This window comes from Xanthomonas fragariae (genome assembly GCF_017603965.1).
Classification (GTDB): domain Bacteria; phylum Pseudomonadota; class Gammaproteobacteria; order Xanthomonadales; family Xanthomonadaceae; genus Xanthomonas; species Xanthomonas fragariae_A.
The window spans coordinates 1,823,780-1,849,218 of record NZ_CP071955.1 but is presented as its reverse complement, the minus strand read 5'-3'; the positions used below and the strand labels follow the sequence as shown (position 1 = coordinate 1,849,218).

The window sequence follows — 25,439 nt, the reverse complement described above, 5'->3', positions numbered from 1 at the left end:
GCGGCCCGAAACACGTTACACACGCCCGCCACTGAAGCAAGCAAGCGTGCCTTTTCGCTTGCGCGAAGCCGGCGGTCGAGTCTGCAGGGACAATCGCGGTACTTACCCTTACCGGTCGTGGCCAATGCCTGCATCGACCAGAATCGCATGCTTCCACATGCACGCGAAGCTGTCCGCATGGCGCTCGCCACGCTGTCTGCATGGCCAACACACACCGTTGCGCTTGATCCAAAGCACGGGCGGCAAAAATCCGTCGCAGCTTTGGCACAGCACGTGCATATACCCAGCCGTGCCCGGAACATATTCCCGGGTCTAACGAGGAATCGGGTCATGAATCAGGCTTTGTGGGTCGCCAAAACCGGACTGGATGCGCAGCAGACGCGCATGTCGGTCATTTCCAACAACCTGGCCAATACCAATACCACCGGCTTCAAGCGCGATCGTGCTGCGTTCGAAGACCTGTTGTATCAACAAGTGCGTGCGCCCGGCGGTTCGACCTCGGCGCAGACGCAACTGCCGACCGGCTTGCAACTGGGTACCGGCGTGCGCGTGGTGTCCACCTTCAAGGGCTTCGACCAAGGCAGCCAGCAGCAGACCGGCCGCGCGCTCGACGTGATGGTCAACGGTCGCGGTTTCTTCGAAGTGCAGATGCCCGACGGCACCTCCGCCTACACCCGCGACGGCACGTTCCAGATCAATGCGCAGGGCGAGCTGGTCACCAACAGCGGCTACCCGCTGCAGCCAGGCATCCAGGTGCCGGAAGGTGCGCAGTCGCTGACCATCGGCAACGACGGCACCATTAGCGTAACGCTGGCCGGCCAGGCCGCCGCGCAGGAAATCGGTGCGTTGACGCTGACCGACTTCATCAATCCCTCGGGCCTGCAATCCAAGGGCGAAAACCTGTTCGTCGAAACCACCGCTTCCGGCCCCGCGCAGAACGGCACCCCTGGCCTCAATGGTCTGGGCAGTACCGTGCAGGGCGCGCTGGAAGGCAGCAACGTCAATACGGTGGAAGAGCTGGTGAGCATGATCGAGACGCAGCGCGCCTACGAAATGAATGCCAAGGCGATCTCCACCACCGACTCGATGCTCGGTTACTTGAACAACAACGTCTGATCGGCTCGCCGGTCGCTGCCCTCTCAGGAATCCACGCCATGTCACGCCTGCCTTCTCTCTCCTCACTGGGTTTTGCCATCGCCTGCAGCGCACTGCTGGGTGGTTGCGTGGCAGCTGGCGATGTGCGGCCGTTCGCCTCGCTGCCGCCGATCGTGCCGGTGGTTGCGCCGGTGGCGCAGCCCACTTCTGGCGCGATCTATGCAGCCGGCCCGGGCCTGAACCTGTACGGCGACCGCCGCGCACGCGATGTCGGCGATCTGCTGACGGTGACCCTGGTGGAAAGCACCACCGCCTCGTCCACCGCCAACACCACCATCAGTAAGGCCGACACGGTGGACATGAGCACACCCACACTGCTCGGCATGCCGCTCACCGTCAACGGCGTCGATGTGCTGCGTAATTCCACCAGCGGCGATCGCAGCTTCGACGGCAAGGGCAACACCGCGCAGAGCAACCGCATGCAGGGCAGCGTGACCGTCACCGTAATGCAGCGCCTGCCCAACGGCAATCTGGTGATCCAGGGGCAGAAGAATCTGCGCCTGAACCAGGGCGACGAGCTGGTGCAGGTGCAAGGCATCGTGCGCGCCGCCGACATCGCCCCGGACAACACCGTGCCGTCGAGCAAGGTGGCCGATGCACGCATCGCCTACGGCGGCCGCGGCGCAGTTGCGCAGTCCAATGCGATGGGCTGGCTGAGCCGCTTCTTCAATTCCCGTTTGTCGCCCTACTGAGCCTGCGACCATGAATCTGTCTGCCCTGCCCTTCCGTCTCCTTGCTGCCGCTGTCGCCGTCTGCGCGATCGCCGCGCCGGCGTCGGCCGAGCGCATCAAGGATCTTGCCCAGGTCGGCGGCGTACGCGGCAACGCGCTGGTCGGTTACGGCCTGGTGGTTGGTCTGGATGGCAGCGGCGACCGCACCAGCCAGGCGCCCTTCACCGTGCAGAGCTTGAAGAACCTGCTCGGCGAGCTGGGCGTCAATGTTCCGGCGAACGTCAACCCGCAGCTGAAAAACGTCGCGGCCGTGGCGATCCACGCCGAATTGCCGCCGTTCGCCAAGCCCGGCCAGCCGATCGACATCACCGTCTCTTCGATCGCCAATGCAGTGTCGCTGCGCGGCGGCTCGCTGCTCATGGCACCACTGAAAGGCGCCGACGGCCAGGTCTATGCGATGGCCCAGGGCAACTTGGTGGTCGGTGGCTTCGGCGCGCAAGGCAAGGACGGCTCGCGGGTGTCGGTCAACATTCCCAGCGTCGGTCGCATCCCCAACGGGGCCACGGTTGAACGCGCACTGCCGGACGTGTTTGCCGGCAACGGCGAGATCACCCTCAACCTGCATGAGAACGATTTCACCACTGTCTCGCGCATGGTCGCGGCGATCGACAGCAGCTTCGGCTCCGGTACTGCGCGTGCGGTCGATGGCGTGACCGTGGCGGTGCGCTCGCCGACCGATCCTGGCGCCCGTATCGGCTTGCTGTCGCGGTTGGAAAACGTCGAACTCTCTCCGGGCGACGCGCCGGCCAAGATCGTAGTCAACGCACGCACCGGCACGGTAGTGATCGGCCAGTTGGTGCGGGTGATGCCGGCGGCAATCGCGCATGGCTCGCTCACCGTGACCATCAGCGAGAACACCAACGTCAGCCAGCCAGGTGCCTTCAGTGGCGGTCGCACGGCGGTGACACCGCAATCGACGATCACGGCCACCTCCGAAGGCAGCCGCATGTTCAAGTTCCAAGGCGGCACCACGCTCGATCAGATCGTACGTGCAGTCAACGAAGTGGGCGCCGCTCCCGGCGACCTGGTGGCTATTCTGGAAGCGCTGAAGCAAGCCGGTGCGCTCACGGCGGAGCTGGAGGTGATCTGACATGCGTATCGCAGCCTCGCCCATTGATCTCAATCCGAGCACCAAGGCCGATCCCGCAAAGATCGACAAGGTGTCACGTCAGCTCGAAGGACAGTTCGCTCAGATGCTGGTCAAGAGCATGCGCGATGCGAGCTCCGGGGACCCGATGTTTCCTGGCGAAAACCAGATGTTCCGCGAGATGTACGACCAGCAGATGGCCAAGGCATTGACCGAAGGCAAGGGTCTGGGCCTGTCGGCGATGATCTCCAAGCAGCTGAGCGGCGATACCGGCGGCCCGGCGTTGAACACATCGCTGAGCACCGCCGATGCCGCCAAGGCCTATTCGCTGGTGGCCGGCAGGCGCGATGCCTCCTTGCCGCTGCCCGCCCGCGATGGCGCGGCAACCGGCATCGTTGCCAGCACCGGCACGGGTAGCGGAACCAGTGCAGGTAGCCTGAGCGGCATCGGCATCGGCGTGAGCCAGGTGCTGGATCTGATCGCCGGGCGTACCGGCGGCAGCGACTCCGGCAGCGACGATACGGCCGCGCTGAGCTGGCCGGCGGCCAACGACCGCTGGAGCGATGTGGCTGTCAGCGATGTCGCCGATGCCAATGCCGCGGTCAATGCGAGCGCCGCCAGCAGTGCTGCCGCCAGTCTGGGCGAGCGCACTCCGGAAGGCTTCGTCGCCAAGATCTGGACGCATGCGCAGAAAGCTGCGCGCGAACTGGGCGTGGATCCGCGAGCGCTGGTGGCACAGGCCGCGCTGGAAACCGGCTGGGGCCGGCGTGGCATCGGTAATGGCGGCGATTCCAACAACCTGTTCGGCATCAAGGCCACTGGCTGGAGTGGCGACAAGGTCACCACCGGCACCCACGAATACGTCAATGGCGTCAAAGTCACCGAAACCGCAGATTTCCGCGCTTACGGCTCGGCCGAAGAGAGCTTTGCCGACTACGTGCGGCTGCTGAAGAACAACAGTCGCTACCAGCCCGCACTGCAGGCCGGAACCGATATCAAGGGTTTTGCACGCGGCTTGCAACAGGCCGGGTACGCCACCGATCCGGGCTACGCAGCCAAGATCGCGGCGATCGCCAACGGTCCGACCATCGACCGTGCGGTCGCCGCAATTGGCAACGCAGCGGCGGACCTGTCCAACCGCTATGCCAGCAACGCCGAGCCTGCCGGGCTTGGCACCACCCGTCGTTGAGGTAAACGCCCATGTCCATCATGTCCACCGGGACCAGTGCGCTGATCGCCTTCCAACGGGCGTTGTCGACCGTCAGTCATAACGTCGCCAACATCAATACCGAAGGCTACAGCCGCCAGCGTGTGGAATTCGCAACGCGCACGCCGACCGACATGGGCTACGCGTACGTGGGCAATGGCGCCAAGATCACCGACGTGAGCCGCGTGGCCGACCAGCTGGCCATCTCGCGTCTGCTCGACAGCGGCGGCGAACTGTCGCGGCTGCAGCAGTTGTCGTCGTTGTCCGATCGCGTGGACAGCCTGTACTCCAATACCGCCACCAGCGTGGCAGGGCTGTGGTCGAACTTCTTCGACTCCACAAGTGCGGTCTCGTCCAATGCTTCTTCCACCGCCGAGCGGCAGAGCATGCTCGACAGCGGCAATAGCCTGGCCACGCGTTTCAAGCAGCTCAACGGGCAAATGGACAGCCTGAGCAATGAGGTCAACAGCGGCTTGACCGGGTCGGTGGACGAGGTCAATCGCCTGACGCAGCAGATCGCCAAGATCAACGGCACCATCGGCAACAATATCGACAACGCCGCGCCAGACCTGCTCGATCAACGCGATGCGCTGGTCTCCAAACTGGTCGGCTACACCGGTGGGACCGCTGTGATCCAGGACGGCGGCTTCATGAATGTTTTCACCGCTGGTGGCCAAGCGCTGGTGGTAGGTACCACTTCATCCAAGCTGACCACCGTCGCCGATCCGTATCAGCCGACCAAGCTGCAGGTGGCGATGCAGACCCAAGGCCAGAATGTCAGCCTCAGTGCCAACTCGCTGGGCGGGCAGATCGGCGGCCTGCTGGAATTCCGCACCAGCGTGCTCGAACCGACCCAGGCCGAACTCGGCCGTCTTGCCGTGGGCATGGCCAGCACCTTCAACGCAGGTCACAGCCAGGGTATGGACCTGTATGGCGCGATGGGCGGCAACTTCTTCAATATCGACTCGCCCACCACCGCCGCCAACCCGAACAACACCGGCAGCGCGTCGCTGAGCGCAAGTTTCAGCAACATGTCTGCAGTGAACGGCCAGAACGTCACGCTCAGCTTCGACGGCGCCGCCTGGAAAGCCACCAACGCCAGCACCGGTTCGGCCGTGCCCATGACCGGCACCGGCACTGCGGCCAATCCGCTGGTGCTCAACGGCGTCAGCATGGTGGTTGGCGGTACCCCGGCCAGCGGCGACAAGTTCCTGTTGCAGCCCACCGCCGGGCTGGCTGGTACCTTGTCGGTGGCCATCACCGACCCCTCGCGCATCGCCGCCGCCACCCCGGTCAAGGCCACCGCCACGGTCGCCAACCTGGGCACCGGCAAGATCAGCGACGTCAAAGTGACCAATGCGCAAAATCCCGCGCTGCTGACGCCCTCGTCGGTGGAGTTCATCGACGCCAACCAATACACCATCGATGGCACCGGCCCGTTTGCTTACACCGCCGGCCAGACCATCAGCGCCAACGGCTGGAGCTTTGCGCTGGATGGCGCGCCCAAGGCCGGCGACACCTTTGGCGTCGGCCCGATGGGTGCCGGCTCCAGCGACAACGGCAACGCCAAGTTACTGGCCAAGGTCGAAGACGCCAAGGCGCTCAACGGCGGCACCGTCACGCTTAACGGCGCGTTGTCGGGCCTGACCACCTCGGTCGGCTCGGCCGCGCGTGCGGCCAATTATTCGGCCGATGCGCAAAAGGTCATCAACGACCAGGCGCAGGCCAGCCGCGATTCGATTTCCGGCGTCAACCTCGATGAGGAAGCCGCCAACATGCTGAAACTGCAGCAGGCCTATCAAGCCGCCGCACAGATGATTTCCACCGCCGACACCATCTTCCAAGCCATCCTGGGCGCCGTACGCTGATGAACGACCGTATCTCCACCAGCATGATGTACAGCCAGTCGGTGTCGTCGATGACGGCCAAGCAGTCGCGGCTGAACCAACTCGAAGCCCAGCTCGCCAGCGGGCAGCGCCTGGTAACCGCCAAGGACGACCCGGTCGCCGCCGGCACCGCTCTCGGTCTGGATCGCGCCCTGGCTGCGATCACCCAGTTTGGCGAAAATGCCAACAACGTAAAGAACCGGCTCGGCCTGCAGGAAACCGTGTTGGCGCAGGCCGGCGACGCCATGACGCGCGTCAACGAATTGACGATCCAGGCCAACAGCTCGGCGCTCGCGCCCAGCGACCGCAAGGCGATCGCCTCGGAACTGACCGCACTACGCGACAGCATGGTGAGCCTGGCCAACAGTACAGACGGCACCGGGCGCTACCTGTTTGGCGGCGCCGCCGACGGCAGCGCGCCCTTCGTCAAGAGCAATGGCGGGGTCACCTACAACGGCGACCAGACCCAGAAGCAGGTTGAAGTGGCGCCGGATACGTTTGTCAGCGACACCCTGCCCGGCAGCGAAATCTTCATGCGCATCCGTACCGGCGACGGCAACGTGGACGCGCTCGCAAATGGCGCCAATACCGGCACCGGGCTGCTGCTGGATTTCAGCCGCGATGCCAGTACCGGCAGCTGGAATGGCAGCAGCTACAGTGTGCAGTTCACCGCCGCCAACACCTACGAGGTGCGCGACAGTGCCAATGCGGTAGTCAGCACCGGCACTTACAAAGATGGCGAAGACATCAACGCGGCCGGCTTGCGTATGCGCATCAGCGGCGCACCTGCGGCGGGCGACAGTTTCCAGATCGGTGCTTCCGCCACCAAGGACGTGTTCTCCACCATCGACGATCTGGTCGGCGCGCTCAACGCCGACACGGTGACCCTGCCGCAGAAGGCGGCGATGATCAACACGCTGCAGACCTCGATGCGCGACATTGCGCAGGCCTCGTCGAAGGTGATCGATGCGCGCGCCTCGGGCGGTGCGCAATTATCGGCCATCGACAACGTCAATGCGCTGCTCGAATCCAACGAAGTCACGCTCAAGACCACCTTGTCGTCTATCCGCGATCTGGACTATGCCTCGGCGATTGGGCAGTACCAACTCGAAAAGGCCTCGTTGCAGGCCGCTCAAACGATTTTTCAGCAGATGCAGTCGTTGTCGTTGTTCGACCTGATCCGCTGATTTGCAGCAGAAAACCAGCGTTTTCTCCGCTCCTGCGCGTGCGCACCTGCGCAGACAGACGGAATTTATTTTTAAAAAATTATACGAATTCTAAAGATCTACGGGGGTGCTGCCGAATAAACCGAACCCCTTGATACACAACGTTTCATTATTTCGTCCCGATGCAGAAAAACAGTAAAAAATACTGGATTTCGCTAAAGGTTCCCGACGCAACGCCGTTATCCATCTCAGCAGCGGCAACGGCCAACTTGATGGCCCCCCTGCGGAGGCTCCAGGCAAGTCCCCCTTGCCGGAAAAATCGCTTAGGAGAGATCAAAAATGGCACAGGTAATCAACACCAACGTAATGTCGCTGAATGCTCAGCGTAACCTCAACACCAACAGCACGAGCCTGGCGCTGAGCATTCAGCAGCTGTCCTCGGGCAAGCGCATCACCAGTTTCTCGGTCGATGCGGCCGGCGGTGCAATTGCCGAGCGCTTCACCACGCAGATCCGCGGCCTGGACGTCGCTTCGCGCAACGCCAACGACGGTATCTCGCTGGCCCAGACCGCCGAAGGCGCGATGGTCGAAATCGGTAACAACCTGCAGCGCATCCGCGAGCTGTCGGTGCAGTCCGCCAATGCCACCAACTCGAACACCGACCGTGAGGCGCTTAACTCGGAAGTCAAGCAGCTCACCTCGGAAATCGATCGTGTTGCCAACCAGACCAGCTTCAATGGCACCAAACTGTTGAACGGCGACTTCGCCGGCGCGCTGTTCCAGGTCGGCGCCGACGCTGGCCAGACCATCGGCATCAACACCATCGTCGATGCCAATGTCGATTCGCTGGGCAAGGCCAACTTCGCCGCCGCAGTCTCCGGTGCCGGCGTGAGCGGCACCGCCACCGCTTCTGGCTCGGTGTCCGGCATCAGTCTGTCGTTCAACGACGCCAGCGGTTCAGCCAAGAGCGTCACCATCGCCGACATCAAGGTCGGGGCCGGCGACACTGCGGCTGACGTGAACAAGAAGGTCGCTTCGGCGATCAACGACAAGCTGGACCAGACCGGCATGTATGCCTCGATCAAAGCCGACGGTACGGTGCAGATCGAATCGCTGAAAGCCGGCCAGGACTTCACCTCGCTGTCGGCCGGCACCTCCAGCGCCACCGGCATCACCGTGGGCGCCGGCATTACCACCGCCTCGGCCGCTTCCGGCGCCACCGCCTCGACTCTGGGCAACCTGGATATCTCCACGTTCTCGGGCGCACAGAAAGCACTGGAAATCGTCGACAAGGCGCTGACCACGGTCAACTCCTCGCGCGCCGACATGGGTGCGGTGCAGAACCGCTTCACCTCCACCATCGCCAACCTGGCCGCCACCTCGGAGAACCTGTCGGCCTCGCGCAGCCGGATCGCCGATACCGACTACGCCAAAACCACCGCCGAGCTGACCCGCACGCAGATCCTGCAGCAGGCCGGCACCGCGATGCTGGCCCAGGCCAAGTCGGTTCCGCAGAACGTGCTGAGCCTGCTGCAGTAATCGTTAAGCGCTTTGCAGTAAGTCCAAAGCCCCTCCTCGGAGGGGCTTTTTTTTTTACTGCAGATCTGACGCGACTGCTGCTGCGGTTTTTTGACGCAGTTTTCCTGACGCATCCTGGGCATGGAAATTGCACCGACCAAGCGTCGCGACCGAGAACGGGCGTTGCCGCTAAAGTCCCGCTGGATGCGGCCGATACCCAACTCGTAATCCAATGCATCCGCTTTCGCCGGACGCCTAGATGAGGAATGCACCATGGCATCGTTGATCAGCACTTCCGGCTCCGGACTGGATGTCCCTACCGTGGTCTCCACGCTTGTTGCCCAGCGCAAGGATCCTGAGCAGGCCCGCATCAACAAGGCCGGCACTGCGGCAACGACCCAACTGTCGGCGATCAGCCAGATCAAGAGCAGCATGACCACGCTCAAATCTGCGCTGGACAAGGTCGTCAGCAGCGCCGACACCAACGCCTACAAGGCCACGGTGCCGACCGATGCCGGCTTTACCGCCACCACTACCAGCACCGCTGCTCCCGGCAACTATTCGGTGGAAGTGGTCTCGCTGTCCGCTGCTCAGAAACTGGCCTCTGGTGCGTTTACCACCGATGCCACGGTCGGCAGCGGGACGCTGACGATCGGCTACGGCGACAACAGCGTCACCGTGGACATCAGCGGCACCGACAAGCTCACCGACATCGCCGCTGCTATCAACAAGGCAGCAGGTGGCAAGGGCGTCACCGCCAGCGTGGTGACCGCCAACGATGGTCAACATCTGGTGTTCAATGCAGTCGATACCGGCGTCAAGGGCGCATTGACCGTCAGTGCCAGCGACCCGAGCTTGAGCAGCCTCACCTTCGGCGCCGGCGTGACTGGCGGCTTGACACAATCCGTGGCCGCCGCCGACGCGCGGGTACGCGTGGATGGCTTCGAGCGAACCTCCAGTTCCAACACGATCACCGACATCGTGCCCGGCGTAGTACTCAACCTCACCAAGGCTGCCGAAGGCACCAAATTCAATCTGGGTATCGCCGCCGACACCAGTGGCATCAAGGGCAATCTCACCGCGTTCGCCGCCGCCTACAACACCGCCAATACGCTGTTGAAGAACAGCAGCAGCTATAACGCCACCACCAAGACGGCCTCGGCATTGACCGGCGACTCGCTGGTGCGCGGCCTGCAGCAGCAGTTGCGTGGCCAGGTCAGCGGCAACGTCAATGAACTCAAGGCGTTGGGCCTGAGCATCGACAAGGATGGCGTAATGAGCTTTGACAACGCCAAGTTCGATACCGCCATTGCCGCCGACGGCGGTGCCGCCACCGACGCGTTGGGCAAGGACAGCAAGTTCAGCTCCGGGATGACCAAGTTGCTGGAAAGCAACGTCAACGCCACCACCGGCACCCTGAGCTTGCGCTCGGAAAGCCTTAACAAGCAGATCAAGGGCTACGAGACCGATCTGGACGACCTCGATGCACGCATGACGAAGTTCAGCGACCGTTTGACCGCGCAGTTCACCGCGATGGAAGCCTTGGTCAGCAAGCTGCAGAGCAGTACCGGCTCGCTCAGCAGCCTGCTGACAAGCTAATTTCCGTGCTGCGGGTCCTCAAGTCCTGCAAGGATCTTGCCGATACATAAAGAGCCTATCGTGATTAGGCCTTGCATTCTGGCAAGAGCGTCGTCGCAGGAGCACAGCGCTCCGGAACCAGCGAAGGTCAGCCCATTGAGGAGTCATCCATGTACGGTTCCAATCTCCAGTATGCCGAGCAATACCGCAAGGTCGGTGTATCCACCAGCGTGACCGAAGCCGGCCCGCACAAGCTGGTGTCGCTGCTGTTTGCCGGCGCCTGCCAACGCATTCGTCTGGCCCAGGCCTGCCTGGCGCAGGGCGATCAGGCGCGCAAGGGCAAGGCCATCGGCGAAGCCTGTGCGATCGTCGGTCATTTGAACGGTTCGCTCGATCACGAAGTCGGTGGGGAGATCGCAAGCAACCTCTCGGCCCTGTACGACTATGTGATGCAGCGGCTGACCGCAGCCAACCTGCACAACGACGAGTCCGAATTGGTCGAAGCGCTGGATCTGCTGAGCGAAATCGACTCGGCTTGGAATTCCATTCCCCTGGATCAACGCGGCATTGCTGCCGTCTCGTGAGTTCACTCATGCATAACGTGCAAAGTCTCCAAGCCGAAATCGCCGACCTTCGCATCGCCATGGCGCACGAGGAATTCGAAGCGATGCCGCAGATGCTGGATAACCACGACCTGCACTTGCGCGAATATGCGCAACATGTAGACCTGAACCAGGACCGCGACGCGTTGCAGACCTTGCTGACGATGCACCACGATCTGATGCGCCTGATGCGCGAGCGTCAACGCAAGTTGGCTGACATGATCCGCGCGCAACGCACTTGCTCATCGGCCAGCCGCGCTTACGCACGGGTCGGACGGATTTGATGACCGCGCTCGGCGCACTGGCGCCATCGGCCGATGCCGAGCTGTTTGCCGATACGCTGAGTTGCCAACTGCGTCTACCGGCCGGCTTCTGCGCAGGTAGCGATGCCGGCTCGCATAGCGCTGCAGAAACCTTGCTGCGCAGTCTCGGCCAAGTCGAAGACCTGCGCAGCGACGAAACCAGCGAAGACCGTGGCGAACTGCCGCTGCTGGTGCAGCGCATGGACGCCAAGCTCGATCTGATGCTCGCGTTGATCGGCCGCCTGGTACGTCAGGGCGAGAACGGCCTGATCCACGGTACGGTGCGCTGGTCGGTGCGCGGCATCTGCCTGAGTGGCGCAACTGGTCACGTGCCGGGCACGAAGGGCAGCGTCTGTTTGCAGCCATCCGACTGGCTGCCTGAATTGGTAAAACTTCCTGCCGAAGTGCTGACAAGCGCCAGCGACGACCACGATGACTGGCTGTGGCTGAGGTTTGCCCCGCTTTCCACAGGCTTGCATGACGCGCTGGAACGGCACTTGTTCCGTCTGCATCGCCGTCAAATTGCCGACGCCCGCCGCCAGCGCTGACGCCGATGGTTGGCGCCAGGCTCCGGGTCGGCTAATGTGCTGTTTACTGAAAAAGGTTTCTTCTGCGCCGTGCGAGTCATCATCGTCGACGATCACACCCTTGTCCGCGCCGGCCTGTCCAGGCTGCTGCAAACCTTCGCCGGCATTGATGTCGTGGGCGAGGCAAGCAACGCGCAGCAAGCCTTGGATATGACATCCCTGCACCGCCCCGATTTGGTGCTGATGGATCTGTCCTTGCCCGGCCGCAGCGGCCTGGATGCCATGACCGACGTGCTGCGCGCCGCGCCGCGCACGCATGTGGTGATAATGTCGATGCACGACGACGCGGTGCATGTGCGCGACGCACTGGATCGCGGCGCGGTCGGCTTCGTGGTCAAAGACGCCGCACCGCTGGAACTGGAATTGGCATTGCGTGCCGCCGCCGCCGGCCAGGTGTTCCTGAGCCCGCAGATTTCTTCCAAGATGATCGCGCCGATGCTGGGCCGCGAAAAACCGGTCGGTATTGCCGCACTGTCGCCACGCCAACGCGAAATCCTGCGCGAAATCGGTCGCGGCCAGAGCAACAAGGAAATCGCCGCCGACCTTGGCATCAGCGTCAAAACCGTCGAAACCCATCGCGCGCGCATGATGGAATCGCTCGGCTGCCGCCGCGCCAACGATTTGGTGCTGCTAGCAGCCAAACACCACAACGAGCTGGTCTGAGGCGCCGATGTCGGCGGATTGCTTTCACACTACCGACGATCAAAACTAGTGACGAAATTGCGGCGGGCACGCTTGAGTTCGCATGTGATGTCAGGGGGTCCCTGACATGTTGTCAGGAAAATCATGAGTCGCCTCACACCAATCCCCGATTAAAAATCAGTCGCATTACATTGCAAGATGCGTTCCATGGCCGCTACATGCGGCGCCCTCCGGAAGCGCCTCCATGAAGACGATTATCGCCGCCCAGCTTGGCCAGCAACTGCACCTCACCCCGCAGTTGCTTCAGTCGATCCGTCTGTTGCAATTGGACGGCATGCAGCTGGAACTGGAGATTCGCCGCGCTTTGGAAACCAACCCGCTGCTGGAACTGGAAGAGCTTGCTGACAGCAGCGACGACGCCGCTGCCAGCGATGATGGCGCCGCCGATATCGCCGCATTCGACGAGTTGCCGGAAAGCACGATGTGGGACGTGCAGAGCAGCAGCTGGAACGATGGCGACGACGACCGCATGCAACGCGTGGCGGCTGGCGAATCCACCGACCCGCACGTGCGCATCCTGCGCGAGCTGGCGCTGGACCTGGACGAGGCCACATTGGGGGCCGCCGCGTTCTGGCTGGAGCAAACCGACGATGCCGGCTATCTGCGCGAGGCGCTGTCGACGCTGCAGCAGCTAGGCGCCACGCGCCTGGGCATGACCGTGGAGGGAGTGGAAGCGATCCGTCAGCGCCTGCTGCACGGTGACCCTGCCGGCCTAGCCGCCTGTGATCTGCGCGAGTGTCTGCAGGCCCAGCTGAGCGCGCTGCCCGGTCGCGTGCCGGCCCGTCATCTGGCCGAGCGCATCCTTGGCGGCGATCTGGAATTGCTGGCCAGCCACGACTACGCGGTGCTGGCACGTGCGCACGACACCGAGGTCGGAGACGCCCGCGAGGCGGTGCGGCTGATCCTGTCGCTGCAGCCACGTCCGGGCGACGACCTGCTGCAGGAAAGCAACGCCAGCGTGATTCCGGATGTGCTCGCCTGGCACGCCGATGGCAGCTGGCGGGTGGCATTGAATCCGGCCACCACCCATCGGGTCAGCATCAACCCGATGCACGAGCGCGCACTGGCCGAGGCTGGCGACGCTGCGCAGCCGCTACGCGACATGCTGCAGGAAGCGCGCTGGCTGACCCGTGGGTTGTCGATGCGCTACGAAACCTTGCTGCGCGCAACGCGCGCCATCGTCGAACGTCAGGCCGCCTTCCTGGCGCGCGGCGAAGAAGCGATGGCACCGCTGATCTTGAAGGAAATCGCCGACGAGATCGGCATGCACGAATCGACGATTTCGCGCATTACCACCGGAAAATACATACAAACCCCGCGCGGCACGTTCGAACTCAAGCATTTCTTCGCGGTGCGCCTGGAGGGCGCCAGCGTTTCCGGCCAGGCGGTCAAGGCGATGGTGCGCCGGCTGATCGAGAGCGAGCCGGCAGGTCGGCCACTGGCCGACGAAGCCATTGCCGGACTACTGTCGCGTCAAGGCGTTAATATTGCGCGCCGGACCGTGGCCAAGTACCGCGAGCAACTGGACATCGCCCCGGCCCGCGAGCGCCGCCGCATCAACAAACCGCTGCTTGCACGAGCGGGATAAGGATTACTATGAGCAAACTCACCGTGCTGCTGGTCGACGACCACGAGGGCTTCATCAACGCTGCGATGCGCCATTTTCGTAAAGTCGAATGGCTCAATATGGTGGGCAGTGCCACCAATGGACTGGAAGCGATCGAGCGTTCGGAGTCGCTGCGCCCCAATGTCGTGCTGATGGACCTGGCCATGCCCGAGATGGGCGGCTTGCAGGCGACGCGTCTGATCAAGACGCAGGACGATCCGCCGTATATTGTCATCGCGAGCCACTTCGACGATGCCGAGCATCGAGAACACGCTCTTCGCGCGGGTGCCGACAATTTTGTCAGCAAGCTGTCCTACATCCAGGAAGTCATGCCAATCCTGGAGGGCCTGACGGAAGGAGCGAGGAATGAGTGAGTCCCGGATTCTGCTGATCGACAGCGATGCCGTGCGCGCCGAGCGCACCGTGTCGTTGCTCGAGTTCATGGACTTCAATCCCCGCTGGGTCACCGACGGCGCCGACATCAATCCTGGCCGTCATCGCCACGATGAGTGGATGGCGGTCATGGTGGGCTCGGCGCAGGACGCTGCACAGGCCAACACATTCTTCGACTGGCTGGCCGATGCCAAGCTGCCGCCGCCGGTGTTGCTGATGGAAGGCAGCCCGAGCGCGTTTGCGCAGACCCATGGCCTGCACGAAGCCAGTGTCTGGACACTGGATACGCCGCTGCGCCATGCGCAACTGGAAGCCTTGCTGCGTCGCGCAAGCCTCAAGCGGCTGGATGCCGAGCATCAGGCCGGCGTGCAGCAAGACACCGGCCCTACAGGCAACAGTGAAGCGGTGACCCGTCTGCGCCGCCTGATCGATCAGGTCGCAGCATTCGACACCACGGTGCTGGTGCTGGGCGAATCCGGCACCGGCAAAGAGGTCGTCGCACGTGCCATTCACCAGCACTCGCCGCGTCGCGATGGGCCGTTTGTGGCCATCAACTGCGGCGCGATCCCACCGGATCTGTTGGAAAGCGAATTGTTCGGCCACGAAAAAGGCGCCTTCACCGGTGCGCTGAGCACCCGCAAGGGCCGCTTTGAAATGGCCGAAGGCGGCACGCTGTTGCTGGACGAGATCGGCGACATGAGCCTACCGATGCAGGTGAAATTGCTGCGCGTGCTGCAGGAGCGCAGCTTCGAGCGCGTTGGCGGTGGTCAGACCATCCGCTGCAACGTGCGCGTGATCGCTGCCACTCACCGCAATCTGGAAACCCGCATCAGCGATGGCCAGTTCCGCGAGGATCTGTTCTATCGCCTGAACGTGTTTCCGATCGAGATGCCGGCACTACGCGAGCGCGTCGACGACTTGGCCGTGCTGGTGCAAACCATCGCCGGGCAACTGGCGCGCACCGGGCGCGGCGAAGTGCGCTTTGCCGATGAAGCCTTGCAGGCGCTGCGCAGTTACGACTGGCCCGGCAATGTGCGCGAGCTGACCAACCTGGTGGAGCGCCTGGCAGTGTTGCATCCAGGCGGGATGGTGCACGTGCAGGATCTGCCGGCGCGCTACCGCGGCGATTTCGCCTCGGCCGTTCTGGTCGAGTTGCCGCCGGAACCGGCACTGGTGGTGGCCGCGCCGGCGGTGGACACCAGCGTGCCGAGCAGTGTGGTGCCGCTGCAGCCCAACACTGCCGATACCGAATCGGCCGCCACCTCTAGCCTGCCCGACGACGGAATAGATCTGCGCGGTCACATGGCCAACATCGAACTGGCGCTGATCAACGAAGCACTGGAACGCACCCAGGGAGTGGTTGCGCACGCCGCCCAGTTACTGGGCCTGCGGCGCACTACGCTGGTGGAAAAGCTGCGCAAGTACGGCATCGATCGCGAGCAAACCGAGCTTGCGCACTGAGCGGACCAGCGCACCGTCTCCGCTCCCTGGCATAGGCTTGCTTCATCAAGATCACTCTGTTCGCGGCTATCGGCTACGGTAGAACCCCGGCATCCACCAGCGTCGGCGCGGCCATCCCCCAGAGCGCCTTGGTCATACCGGTGCATTGTTCCGGCACCGCCTGCGACACCAGCACGATCACGCGTATCGCCGATATCTACACCCTCAAGGTGAACTGCGACGCGGCGCATGCCTCACGCCAACGGCACGCTTGTTGCATCTGCGGCCAGGCCGAGCACCGCCCAGGTGCACCGACTTCCGGTGCATGATGGAGTGCATCGCCCTCCCCCGATGCCTCGCCGTGGATGCATCTTGACTGTTCAAGACGATCGATCGCCGATGACTGCCAACGCCCTCGTGAGCATAGTCATGCCGACCTACAAGCCGCGCTACTTCGCGCAGGCGCTCGACAGCGTGTTGGCGCAGACCTACACCGCATTGGAGTTGGTGATCTGCGACGACAACGCCAATGGCGCCATCGAGGCGGTGTTAGCGTCCAGGCTGGCGGACGCGCCGTTCCCGATCCGCTACCACCACAATACATCCCGGCTCGGCGAACTCGGTAGCACCATCAAAGGCATCGGGTTGGCACAGGGCGAGTACGTCAAATTCCTGCACGACGACGACGTGCTGCAGCCGGACTGCGTTGCGCAGTTGGTTGCGGCGATGGAGCGCAGCCCTGACGCCACGCTGGCGTCCTCGCGGCGGCGGCGCATCGACGATGACAGTGCGCCGTTGCCGGACATCCTGGCCACCTGCTTCCCGTTTGCCGAGGATGTAGTGATCGACGGGCCTGAGTTGGTGTCGTTTCTGGCCGACCACACCATCAACCTCATCGGCGAGCCGAGCTGTGTGCTGTGTCGGCGTGCCGACTTGGTCGCGCTGGGCAGCGAGCTGATGTCGATGAACGGCAAGCCGATCTATCGGGGCGGCGGCTTGGCGATCTACGTCAAGCTGCTGCGCCACGGCAATCTGGTCTTGCTGTCCAGTCCGCTCACGCACTTCCGCGCGTCCGGCGCGCAGTGCAGTCAGGCCGATCGCGATCAGCCAGGCAGCGGCGATCGGGGCCATGAAGATTTACGCCAGGGCATCTGCCAGCTCGGGTGGCGACGCGAGAGTGGCGACAACCGCCAAGTGAGCGTCGCACCGCTTGGCTCGCACAAGGCGCGGGTGTTCAAGTCGGTGGATCTGGTCAATGCGTTGATGCAAAGCGCCGGGACGGCCGAGCGTGTGTCGCTGCCCACCTGGTTGGGCGTACGCCATCCGACAGCGATCCAGCGCAGGTTGATCGAAGCACGCTTGCAGGCGCATTCCGGCGGCCCGCGCATTGCGCTGATGCTGATCGACAGCAACTGCGATGCGGCAGCGGTGGCTGCCACACAAGCTAGCTCGACGGCGGTGGCGTGTTATCAGAACCAGCAGACCTGGTTGGTTAGCGCCTGTCCGCAGCAGGTTTCCGACCATGGCGAGCGCGGCGTACTGATCGGCGCAGACGGCTTGGCGGCAACGCTCAACCAGTTCCTCGCCACACAGGAGTCGATCGACTGGGTGCTGCTGGTCGACGCTGGCACCCTTTTCACCGCCAGCGGCTTGCTGATGCTGGCACTGGAGATACTCGTGCTGCCGGACGATTGCCAGGCGGTCTATGCGGACGAAGTGGTGGTGTTGGACAACGCACAGCTGGGGCTGGCGATGCGGCCGACGCTGTATCTGGACATGTTGGTGAGCGCGCCATCCACGATGTCGCGGCACTGGTTGTTCCGGCACCGCACGTTGTTGGCCGATGGCGGTTTTCCAGCCGGCCAGGGCGAGGCCTTCGAGCTCGGCTACCAGCTTGGTCTGGTCGAACGTTACGGCCTGGCATGCGTTCGACATATCGCCGAACCATTACTGGTCGCATCCGCCAACACGCGGCACGGCGACGAGGACGAACAGCAGGCCATCTCGCGCCATCTCGCTGCGCGTGGCTACGTGAACGCGGTGGTGCACAGTGCCGGACCGGGCCGGTATGCGGTGGACTATCGCCATACGCATCAACCCATGGTCAGCATTCTGGTGCTGGTCGATGGCCGCCTGCCGCAGGTGCAGCGCTGCCTGGAAAGCGTGCTGGCCAACACGGCCTATCCGCATTACGAATTGCTGCTACTGGACCGCGCAGACAGCACCCAGCGGGAACTGCGCGACTGGCTGGCGGGCATCGACAACTTGGGCATGCAGCAGATCCGCGTGCTGCGCTTGCACGATGAGCCTTCGCGCGAGGCGGCCTGCAATGCGGCGGCTGAGCAAGCACGTGGGGACATGCTGCTGTGGCTGGCGGCGGGTGCGGCAGTCATAAAGCCCGATTGGCTGGCGCAACTGCTCAACCACGCGCTGCGCCCGGAGGTCGGTGCGGTGGCCGGCAAGCTGCTGCGGGGCGATGGGACCGTGCATCACGCCGGCTTGCTGCTGGGCCTGGGGGCACCGGCAGCGCGCGCGTTCGAAGGCGCTGCGTTCGACGAATCCGGCTATCTGCAGCGCCTGCAACTCGATCAGAACTACAGCGCGCTCAGTGGCCAATGCCTGATGCTGCCACGTCAGTTGTTTCTGGATGCCGGTGGCTTTGAGCAGGAACCAGCGCTGGCGCAGTGGAGCGATGTCGACCTGTGCCTACGTCTGCAACAGGCCGGCTATCTCAATGTGTTTGCAGCGCGCGCGCAGCTGGTGATCGACCCGCCGGAACCCGCACCGGCCAGCGCGCTCGACGAAGAAGCGATGTATGCGCGTTGGCTGCCGGTGATGGCCAACGACCCGGCCTATAACCCGGGCTTTTCGCTGGACCCCGGTGCGGGCTTCGCCCTAGCCGACCCGCGTGCCAGTTGGCGGCCGCTGCAATCGTGGCGGCCGCTGCCGATGATCATCGCCTTGCCCGCCGACATCGAAGGCTGCGGGCACTATCGGGTGATCCAGCCGCTGCGGGCATTGCGCGAGGCCGGGATAGTCGAGGGCGTGCTGTTCAACGGCTATCTGGAGATCAGCGAGCTGGCGCGCCAGGATCCCGACGTGGTCATCCTCCAGCGCCAGGTCGGCGAGCCGCGGCTGGAAGCGATGCGGCGGATGAAGACATTGTCGCGCGCGTTCAAGGTCTACGAGCTGGACGACTACCTGCCCAACCTGCCGCTGAAAAATGTCCACCGCGAGCATATGCCCAAGGACATTCTCAAGACGGTGCGCCGCGGGCTGAGTTTTGTGGATCGCTTCGTGGTGTCCACATCCGCGCTGGCCGAAGCGTTTGCCGGGTTGCACAGCGATATCCGCGTGGCCGAAAACCGCCTGCCCGCGCATTGGTGGGAGGCCCTGCCGGAACGTTCGGCGCACCGTGGTCGGCGTCCGCGCATCGGCTGGGCAGGGGGTGCCAGCCACACTGGCGATCTGGAAGTGATTGCCGATGTCGTGCGCGAACTGGCTAACGAGGTCGAATGGGTATTCATGGGCATGTACCCGTTCGCACTGCGCCAGCATATCCACCAGTTCCAGCCCGGAGTGCGGATCGATCGCTACCCGGCAGCATTATCTGCGTTGGATCTGGATCTGGCCCTGGCGCCGGTGGAGCAAAACCTATTCAACGCGTGCAAGAGCAATCTGCGCCTTCTGGAATACGGCGCCTGCGGCTACCCGGTAATCGCCAGCGACGTGCGCTGCTACCAAGGCAACCTGCCGGTGACCCTGGTAAAGAACCGTTACCGCGATTGGATCGGCGCGATCCGTGATCACTTGGCCGACCCGGACGCGGCGGCGGCGAAAGGTGCGGCGCTGCGGGAGGTGGTTCGCCGCGATTGGATGCTGACCGGCCATAATCTGGAGCGCTGGCATGGGGCTTGGATGCCGGGGTAGTTAGAGTGGCTAACGAAACGTAGCGAGCAGTCGCCAGGTGGGTGCGAACGGCGCGGAGGAACCTTAGTGCACGAATGAGACATGCCGATTCCGGGCACCGGCCGCGTCCGCCTGATGGTGAGCGCAGTCGTTTTGTTAGCCACTCTTAATCGAAGGTGCGGCGCACTTGTCCGCTTTCGGGACATGCTGTCGGTCCATCCAAGCCGACCCGAACTCGATTCTTGACGTCGGTGGGCTGTCACCGAGCTAGTTCAGTCGATGGCATAGTGCCTGCCGTCGCCAGCCGCCTATCGCAGCTGATCCCGCGCGCCGACACCGGTGCCCGACCCGCTCGCAGCCGCGCTGTAGCAACCCCTCGCCCTGGCGCCGGAATCCCGGCGCGATTTCGGCACGCCGCTTGCAATGGTGTGCATGCCTCCCTGGCTGACCGTACCCATGAGCGACTCCGTTACCTCCATCCTCTCGCAGATCCGCAGCTACCAGACGCAGATGGGCCAAGGCCCGATGCGCACGGTGGGCGATGCGGCGCGCGGCAATCAGATCCAGGGACTGGCCGGCACGCAGGGAACGCCGGCCACGCAGGCGCCCAGCTTCAGCGAGACCTTGCGCGGTGCCATCGGCGGCGTCAACGAGGCCCAGCAAAAGTCCGGCGCACTGGCCAAAGCATTCGAAATGGGCGACCCCAGCGCCGATCTGGCACGGGTGATGGTCGCCTCCCAGCAATCCCAGGTGGCCTTCCGCGCCACCGTGGAAGTGCGCAACCGTCTCGTCCAGGCTTATCAGGACGTCATGAACATGCCGCTGTAAAGAAGGTTGACGACACATGGCTCTCGCGATCACCAAAGAAAACATGAACCAGAGCGCCGAAAAGGCGGGGCAATGGTTCGACCGTGTCCGAAGCCTGCAAATCACCCGCAAGCTGACCATGATGGCGATGATCGCCCTGGCGGTGGCGGCCGGTCTGGCGGTGTTCTTTTGGTCGCAGCAGCCTGGCTACCAGGCCCTGTACACCGGCCTGGACGAAAAGGGCAATGCCGAAGCGGCCGACCTGCTACGCACCGCGCAAATCCCGTTCAAGATCGACCAGAGCACCGGTGCCATTACCGTGCCGCAGGACCGGCTGTACGACGCCCGCCTGAAGCTGGCCGGCTCCGGCCTGACCGGCAAGGAGACCGGCGGCGGCTTCGAACTGATGGAAAAAGACCCGGGTTTCGGCGTCAGCCAGTTCGTGGAAAACGCCCGCTACCAGCACGCACTGGAAACCGAGCTGGCTCGCACCATCAGCACCTTGCGTCCGGTGCGAGAGGCCCGTGTGCATCTGGCCATTCCCAAGCCCAGCGCTTTCACCCGCCAGCGCGATGTTGCCAGCGCCTCGGTGGTGCTGGAGCTGCGTGGCGGCCAGGGCCTGGAGCGCAACCAGGTCGATGCGATCGTCAATCTGGTCGCCTCCAGCATCCCGGACATGACCCCCGAGCGCGTCACCGTGGTGGACCAGAGCGGTCGCATGCTCTCGATCGCCGACCCCAACAGCGATGCCGCCCAGCACGCCGCCCAGTTCGAACAGGTGCGCCGCCAGGAAAGCTCCTACAACCAACGTATCCGCGAGCTGCTCGAGCCGATGACCGGGTCCGGTCGGGTCAATCCGGAAGTCAGCGTGGACATGGATTTCTCCGTAATCGAGGAAGCCCGCGAGCTGTACAACGGCGAGCCGGCCAAGCTGCGCAGCGAGCAGGTCAACGATAGCAGCACCAGTGCCGGCGGCGGCCCGCAGGGGCCCCCCGGCGCCACCAGCAATAGCCCCGGCCAGCCCCCGGCTCCGGCTGCCAATGCCACCGCTGGCACACCGGGCACGCCGGCCGCCAACGGCCAGGCCACCGCACCCGCCACGCCGACCGAGAGCTCCAAGAGCGCCACGCGCAATTACGAATTGGACCGCACCTTGCAACATACCCGTCAGCCGGCCGGCCGGATCAAGCGGGTATCGGTGGCGGTGCTGCTGGACAACGTGCCGCGCCCCGGTGCCAAGGGCAAGATGGTCGAACAACCGCTCACCGCCGCCGAGCTCACTCGCATCGAGGGACTTGTCAAGCAGGCAGTGGGGTTCGACGCGGCACGTGGCGACACGGTGTCGGTGATGAATGCCCCCTTCGTACGTGAAGCGGTGGCCGGCGAAGAAGGCCCGAAGTGGTGGGAAGACCCGCGTGTGCAGAGCGGTCTGCGTCTGCTGATCGGTGCGGTGGTGGTGCTGGCGCTGCTGTTCGGTGTGGTGCGCCCCACTCTGCGTCAGCTCACCAGTGTGACCGCGGTCAAAGACAAGCAAGGCAAGGTTGGCAAGGATGGCGCTCCCCAGAGCGCCGGCGTGCGGATGCTCGATAAAGACGATGACCTGATTCCCCGCCTGGAAGAGGATACCGCCCAGCTCGGTCAGGATCGCAAGGTTCCGATCGCCCTGCCGGACGCTTACGAAGAGCGCATGCGCGTGGCGCGCGAGGCAGTGAAAGCCGATTCAAAACGGGTCGCACAAGTCGTGAAGGGATGGGTCGCCAGTGAAGCCTGAAACACAACCAATGAGTGGCGTGCAGCGTGCTGCGGTGTTGTTGCTGTCGCTTGGGGAAACCGACGCTGCCGAAGTGCTCAAACACATGGAGCCGAAAGAGGTGCAGAAGATCGGCATCGCCATGGCCACCATGACCGGCATCTCGCGCGATCAGGTCGAGCAAGTGATGGACGACTTCAACGGCGAATTGGCCGGCAAGACCTCACTGGGCGTGGGCGCCGACGACTACATCCGCAACGTGCTGATCCAGGCGCTGGGCGCCGACAAGGCCGGTGGCCTGATCGACCGCATCCTGCTCGGCCGCAACACCACCGGTCTGGACACCTTGAAGTGGATGGACCCGCGCGCGGTCGCCGATCTGGTGCGCAACGAGCACCCGCAGATCATCGCGATTGTCATGGCGCATCTAGACAGCGACCAAGCCGCTGAGGCGCTGAAGCTGCTGCCCGAGCGCACCCGCGCCGACGTGCTGCTGCGCATCGCCACCCTGGACGGCATCCCGCCGAACGCCCTGAGCGAGCTCAACGACATCATGGAACGCCAGTTTTCTGGCAACCAGAACCTCAAGTCTTCAAACGTGGGTGGCATCAAGGTCGCCGCCAATATCCTCAACTTCCTCGACACCGGCCCCGATCAGGGCGTGCTGGGCGAGATCGGCAAGATCGACGCCGACCTGGCCAGCAAGATCCAGGACCTGATGTTCGTGTTCGACAACCTGGTGGATCTGGACGACCGCGGCCTGCAGACGCTGCTGCGCGAAGTCTCCGGCGAGCGCCTTGGCTTGGCCCTGCGTGGCGCCGATGTCAAGGTGCGCGAAAAGATCACCCGCAACATGTCCCAGCGCGCCGCCGAGATCCTGATCGAGGACATGGAAGCGCGCGGCCCAGTGCGCCTGGCCGACGTGGAAGCGGCGCAGAAGGAAATCCTCACCATCGTCCGCCGTCTGGCTGACGAAGGCGCCATTACCCTCGGCGGCGCCGGTGCGGAGGCGATGGTATGAACGACATCGTCACCCGCTGGCTGGCCCCCGACCTGCATATGACGTCGGCGTTGCCGGAAACCGAATTCGACGAACCGGCCGTGTACGAGCCGGTGCTGCGTCCGCCGACCCTGGAAGAGATCCAGGCCATCGAAGACGCCGCCCATCAGGAAGGCTTTGCACGCGGGCATGCAGAAGGCTTTGCGCAGGGTCAGGCGGAAGTGCGCCGGTTGACCGCGCAGATCGACGGCATCCTGGACAACTTCACCCGCCCGCTGGCGCGGCTGGAGAACGAAGTGGTCGGCGCGCTCGGCGAACTGGCCGTGCGCATTGCCGGCTCGCTGGTCGGGCGTGCCTATCAGGCCGACCCCCAGCTGCTGGCCGATTTGGTGCACGAAGCGATCGATACGGTGGGCAGTGCCGGTCGCGAAGTCGAAGTGCGTCTGCACCCGGACGACATCACCGCGCTGCTGCAGCATCTGGCGCCCAGCAGCACCACCCGCGTAACCCCGGACGTGAGCCTGAGCCGTGGCGACCTGCGCGTGCATGCCGAAAGCGTGCGCGTGGACGGCACCCTGGAGGCGCGCCTGCGGGCCGCGCTGGAGACAGTCATGCGCAAATCCGGAACGAACCTGTGAGCGCCTTGTTCGGCGCCACGCCGGCCGATTGGCTGGACGCACGCAATCTGCGCCTGGCCACGCGCTTGGGCGCGCTCGGCCTGGAGCCGAGTGCAGGCCGCAGCCTGATCCGCGAAGGCATCCTGCGCCGCGCGGTCGGCCTGACCCTGGAAGCCATCGGCTGCGAAGCGCCGATGGGCGCCACCTGCAAGGTCGAAGTCGACGGCGGCTGGGTCGATGCCGAAGTGGTCGGTTTTGCCGGAGAACGCACATACCTGATGCCCAGCGCCGAGTTGCATGGCCTGTTGCCGAACGCCCGCGTGGTGCCCTCGCGGCGCCGCGGCGGCGTGGAAGTGGGCGAAGGCCTGCTCGGCCGCGTTATCGACAGCGACGGCACTCCGCTGGACGGCAAGGGCCCGATCCGCGGCGAAAGCAGCGTCAGCATGGCCGGCATGTCGATCAACCCGCTGTCACGCGAACCCATCACCACCTCGTTGGATGTCGGCGTGCGCGCCATCAACGCACTGCTGCCGATCGGCCGCGGCCAACGTGTCGGCTTGTTCGCCGGCTCCGGCGTCGGTAAATCGACACTGCTGGGCATGATGACCCGCTTCACCTCGGCCGACGTGATCGTGGTGGGGCTGATCGGCGAACGTGGCCGCGAAGTGCGCGACTTTGTCCAGACCACCCTGGGCGAAGAAGGCCTACGCCGCGCGGTGGTGGTCGCCGCCCCGGCCGACCGACCGCCGTTGGCGCGTCTGCACGGCGCCTATCGCGCCACCGCCATTGCCGAGTGGTTCCGCGACCAGGGCCTGAACGTGCTGCTACTGATGGATTCGCTGACCCGTTTCGCCCAGGCGCAGCGCGAGATCGGCCTGTCTGTGGGCGAGCCGCCGACCACCCGCGGCTACCCGCCGTCGGTGTTCGCCAAATTGCCGGCGTTGGTCGAACGCGCCGGCAACGGTGCAAAGGGCGGCGGCTCGATCACGGCCTTCTACACAGTGCTGACTGAAGGCGACGACCCGCAGGACCCGATCGCCGACGCCGCACGCGCCATCCTCGACGGCCACATTCTGCTCTCGCGCCGGGTTGCCGACAGCGGCCTGTACCCGGCCATCGACGTCGAATCCTCGGTCAGCCGCGTGGTGCAGGACATCGCCGATGAACCCTGGCGCCTGCGCATCCGCAAGCTCAAGCAGCTGCTTTCGGCCTACACCGCCAACCGCGACCTGATCGCCATCGGCGCCTACCAGCGCGGCAGCGACCCGGCCACCGACGAAGCATTGATGCGCTGGCCGGACATCGTCGAATTCCTTGGACAGGACGTCCACAAAGCCGCCCACTTGACCGATAGCCTGTCCGCATTACAGCGGCTGGTCGAACCCGAGAACTAATC

21 protein-coding genes, 1 other RNA gene and 1 pseudogene are annotated in these 25,439 nt (G+C 64.1%); 22 read left to right on the top strand and 1 reads right to left on the bottom strand.

Annotated features, from left to right (window positions below):
* The first annotated feature begins 330 nt into the window (after positions 1 to 330).
* The 17 genes and pseudogenes from flgG (at position 331) to J5I97_RS08565 (ending at position 19,890) form a co-directional block, all read left to right on the top strand.
* Entirely contained in the window at positions 331 to 1,116 is a 786-nt protein-coding gene (flgG, locus tag J5I97_RS08645) for a flagellar basal-body rod protein FlgG (protein WP_116905582.1), read from the top strand.
* Between the two features lie 38 nt (positions 1,117 to 1,154).
* The gene (gene flgH / locus J5I97_RS08640) at positions 1,155 to 1,847 is read left to right on the top strand and encodes a flagellar basal body L-ring protein FlgH (protein WP_208591243.1); all 693 of its coding nucleotides are present in this window, start codon (positions 1,155 to 1,157) and stop codon (positions 1,845 to 1,847) included.
* 10 nt (positions 1,848 to 1,857) lie between these two features.
* A complete protein-coding gene (locus J5I97_RS08635) occupies positions 1,858 to 2,976 on the top strand; it encodes a flagellar basal body P-ring protein FlgI (protein WP_208591242.1) in 1,119 nt (372 codons plus the stop codon).
* A 1-nt stretch (position 2,977) separates the two neighbouring features.
* Positions 2,978 to 4,162, top strand: a complete 1,185-nt coding sequence (gene flgJ / locus J5I97_RS08630) for a flagellar assembly peptidoglycan hydrolase FlgJ (RefSeq protein WP_208591241.1) — start codon at positions 2,978 to 2,980, stop codon at positions 4,160 to 4,162.
* An 11-nt stretch (positions 4,163 to 4,173) separates the two neighbouring features.
* Complete coding sequence (gene flgK / locus J5I97_RS08625) at positions 4,174 to 6,048, top strand: flagellar hook-associated protein FlgK (protein WP_208591238.1); 1,875 nt, start codon at positions 4,174 to 4,176, stop codon at positions 6,046 to 6,048.
* Complete coding sequence (flgL, locus tag J5I97_RS08620) at positions 6,048 to 7,253, top strand: flagellar hook-associated protein FlgL (RefSeq protein ID WP_208591236.1); 1,206 nt, start codon at positions 6,048 to 6,050, stop codon at positions 7,251 to 7,253. Before flgK ends, flgL begins: the two co-directional genes overlap by 1 nt.
* A 318-nt stretch (positions 7,254 to 7,571) precedes the next feature.
* Positions 7,572 to 8,771 carry a flagellin gene (locus tag J5I97_RS08615; RefSeq protein ID WP_208591234.1) on the top strand — a complete coding sequence of 400 codons (1,200 nt, stop codon included), beginning with the start codon at positions 7,572 to 7,574 and terminating at the stop codon, positions 8,769 to 8,771.
* 252 nt (positions 8,772 to 9,023) lie between these two features.
* A complete protein-coding gene (gene fliD / locus J5I97_RS08610; RefSeq protein WP_208591232.1) occupies positions 9,024 to 10,349 on the top strand; it encodes a flagellar filament capping protein FliD in 1,326 nt (441 codons plus the stop codon).
* A gap of 149 nt (positions 10,350 to 10,498) precedes the next feature.
* The gene (gene fliS, locus J5I97_RS08605) at positions 10,499 to 10,912 is read left to right on the top strand and encodes a flagellar export chaperone FliS (protein WP_208591229.1); all 414 of its coding nucleotides are present in this window, start codon (positions 10,499 to 10,501) and stop codon (positions 10,910 to 10,912) included.
* Between the two features lie 8 nt (positions 10,913 to 10,920).
* A complete protein-coding gene (locus J5I97_RS08600; RefSeq protein ID WP_208591228.1) occupies positions 10,921 to 11,214 on the top strand; it encodes a hypothetical protein in 294 nt (97 codons plus the stop codon).
* Complete coding sequence (locus tag J5I97_RS08595) at positions 11,214 to 11,780, top strand: PilZ domain-containing protein (protein WP_208591227.1); 567 nt, start codon at positions 11,214 to 11,216, stop codon at positions 11,778 to 11,780. Before J5I97_RS08600 ends, J5I97_RS08595 begins: the two co-directional genes overlap by 1 nt.
* Before the next feature lie 69 nt (positions 11,781 to 11,849).
* Entirely contained in the window at positions 11,850 to 12,482 is a 633-nt protein-coding gene (locus J5I97_RS08590; RefSeq protein WP_002813484.1) for a response regulator transcription factor, read from the top strand.
* Between the two features lie 223 nt (positions 12,483 to 12,705).
* Complete coding sequence (gene rpoN, locus J5I97_RS08585) at positions 12,706 to 14,109, top strand: RNA polymerase factor sigma-54 (RefSeq protein ID WP_208591220.1); 1,404 nt, start codon at positions 12,706 to 12,708, stop codon at positions 14,107 to 14,109.
* A gap of 8 nt (positions 14,110 to 14,117) precedes the next feature.
* Positions 14,118 to 14,501: a response regulator gene (locus J5I97_RS08580; protein WP_208591218.1), complete on the top strand. Its 384-nt coding sequence runs from the start codon at positions 14,118 to 14,120 to the stop codon at positions 14,499 to 14,501.
* Positions 14,494 to 15,981, top strand: coding sequence for a sigma-54 dependent transcriptional regulator (locus tag J5I97_RS08575; protein WP_208591217.1), 1,488 nt, complete (start codon positions 14,494 to 14,496; stop codon positions 15,979 to 15,981). The genes J5I97_RS08580 and J5I97_RS08575 overlap by 8 nt, the downstream gene beginning before the upstream one ends.
* A gap of 134 nt (positions 15,982 to 16,115) precedes the next feature.
* Positions 16,116 to 16,214, top strand: a pseudogene (locus J5I97_RS19925) (DegT/DnrJ/EryC1/StrS family aminotransferase); the annotation flags it as partial.
* A gap of 175 nt (positions 16,215 to 16,389) precedes the next feature.
* A complete protein-coding gene (locus J5I97_RS08565) occupies positions 16,390 to 19,890 on the top strand; it encodes a glycosyltransferase family 2 protein (RefSeq protein ID WP_208591215.1) in 3,501 nt (1,166 codons plus the stop codon).
* A gap of 7 nt (positions 19,891 to 19,897) precedes the next feature.
* On the opposite strand, the gene J5I97_RS08560 is transcribed toward J5I97_RS08565, so the two are convergent.
* A non-coding RNA gene (locus J5I97_RS08560) (sX9 sRNA) lies at positions 19,898 to 19,973 on the bottom strand.
* A gap of 352 nt (positions 19,974 to 20,325) precedes the next feature.
* Between J5I97_RS08560 and fliE the strand changes: the two genes are divergently transcribed.
* From fliE to fliI, 5 genes are read left to right on the top strand one after another with little or no spacing between them, the layout of a single operon-like run.
* Positions 20,326 to 20,697, top strand: coding sequence for a flagellar hook-basal body complex protein FliE (gene fliE / locus J5I97_RS08555; protein WP_002813490.1), 372 nt, complete (start codon positions 20,326 to 20,328; stop codon positions 20,695 to 20,697).
* Between the two features lie 16 nt (positions 20,698 to 20,713).
* On the top strand, positions 20,714 to 22,447 hold the full coding sequence (gene fliF / locus J5I97_RS08550) for a flagellar basal-body MS-ring/collar protein FliF (protein ID WP_208591213.1): 1,734 nt from the start codon (positions 20,714 to 20,716) through the stop codon (positions 22,445 to 22,447).
* Between the two features lie 10 nt (positions 22,448 to 22,457).
* On the top strand, positions 22,458 to 23,447 hold the full coding sequence (gene fliG, locus J5I97_RS08545; protein WP_208591211.1) for a flagellar motor switch protein FliG: 990 nt from the start codon (positions 22,458 to 22,460) through the stop codon (positions 23,445 to 23,447).
* Positions 23,444 to 24,064 (top strand): FliH/SctL family protein, encoded by a 621-nt coding sequence (locus J5I97_RS08540; protein ID WP_208591210.1) that lies wholly within the window; start codon positions 23,444 to 23,446, stop codon positions 24,062 to 24,064. The genes fliG and J5I97_RS08540 overlap by 4 nt, the downstream gene beginning before the upstream one ends.
* Complete coding sequence (gene fliI / locus J5I97_RS08535) at positions 24,061 to 25,437, top strand: flagellar protein export ATPase FliI (protein ID WP_208591208.1); 1,377 nt, start codon at positions 24,061 to 24,063, stop codon at positions 25,435 to 25,437. The genes J5I97_RS08540 and fliI overlap by 4 nt, the downstream gene beginning before the upstream one ends.
* Positions 25,438 to 25,439 lie beyond the last annotated feature (2 nt).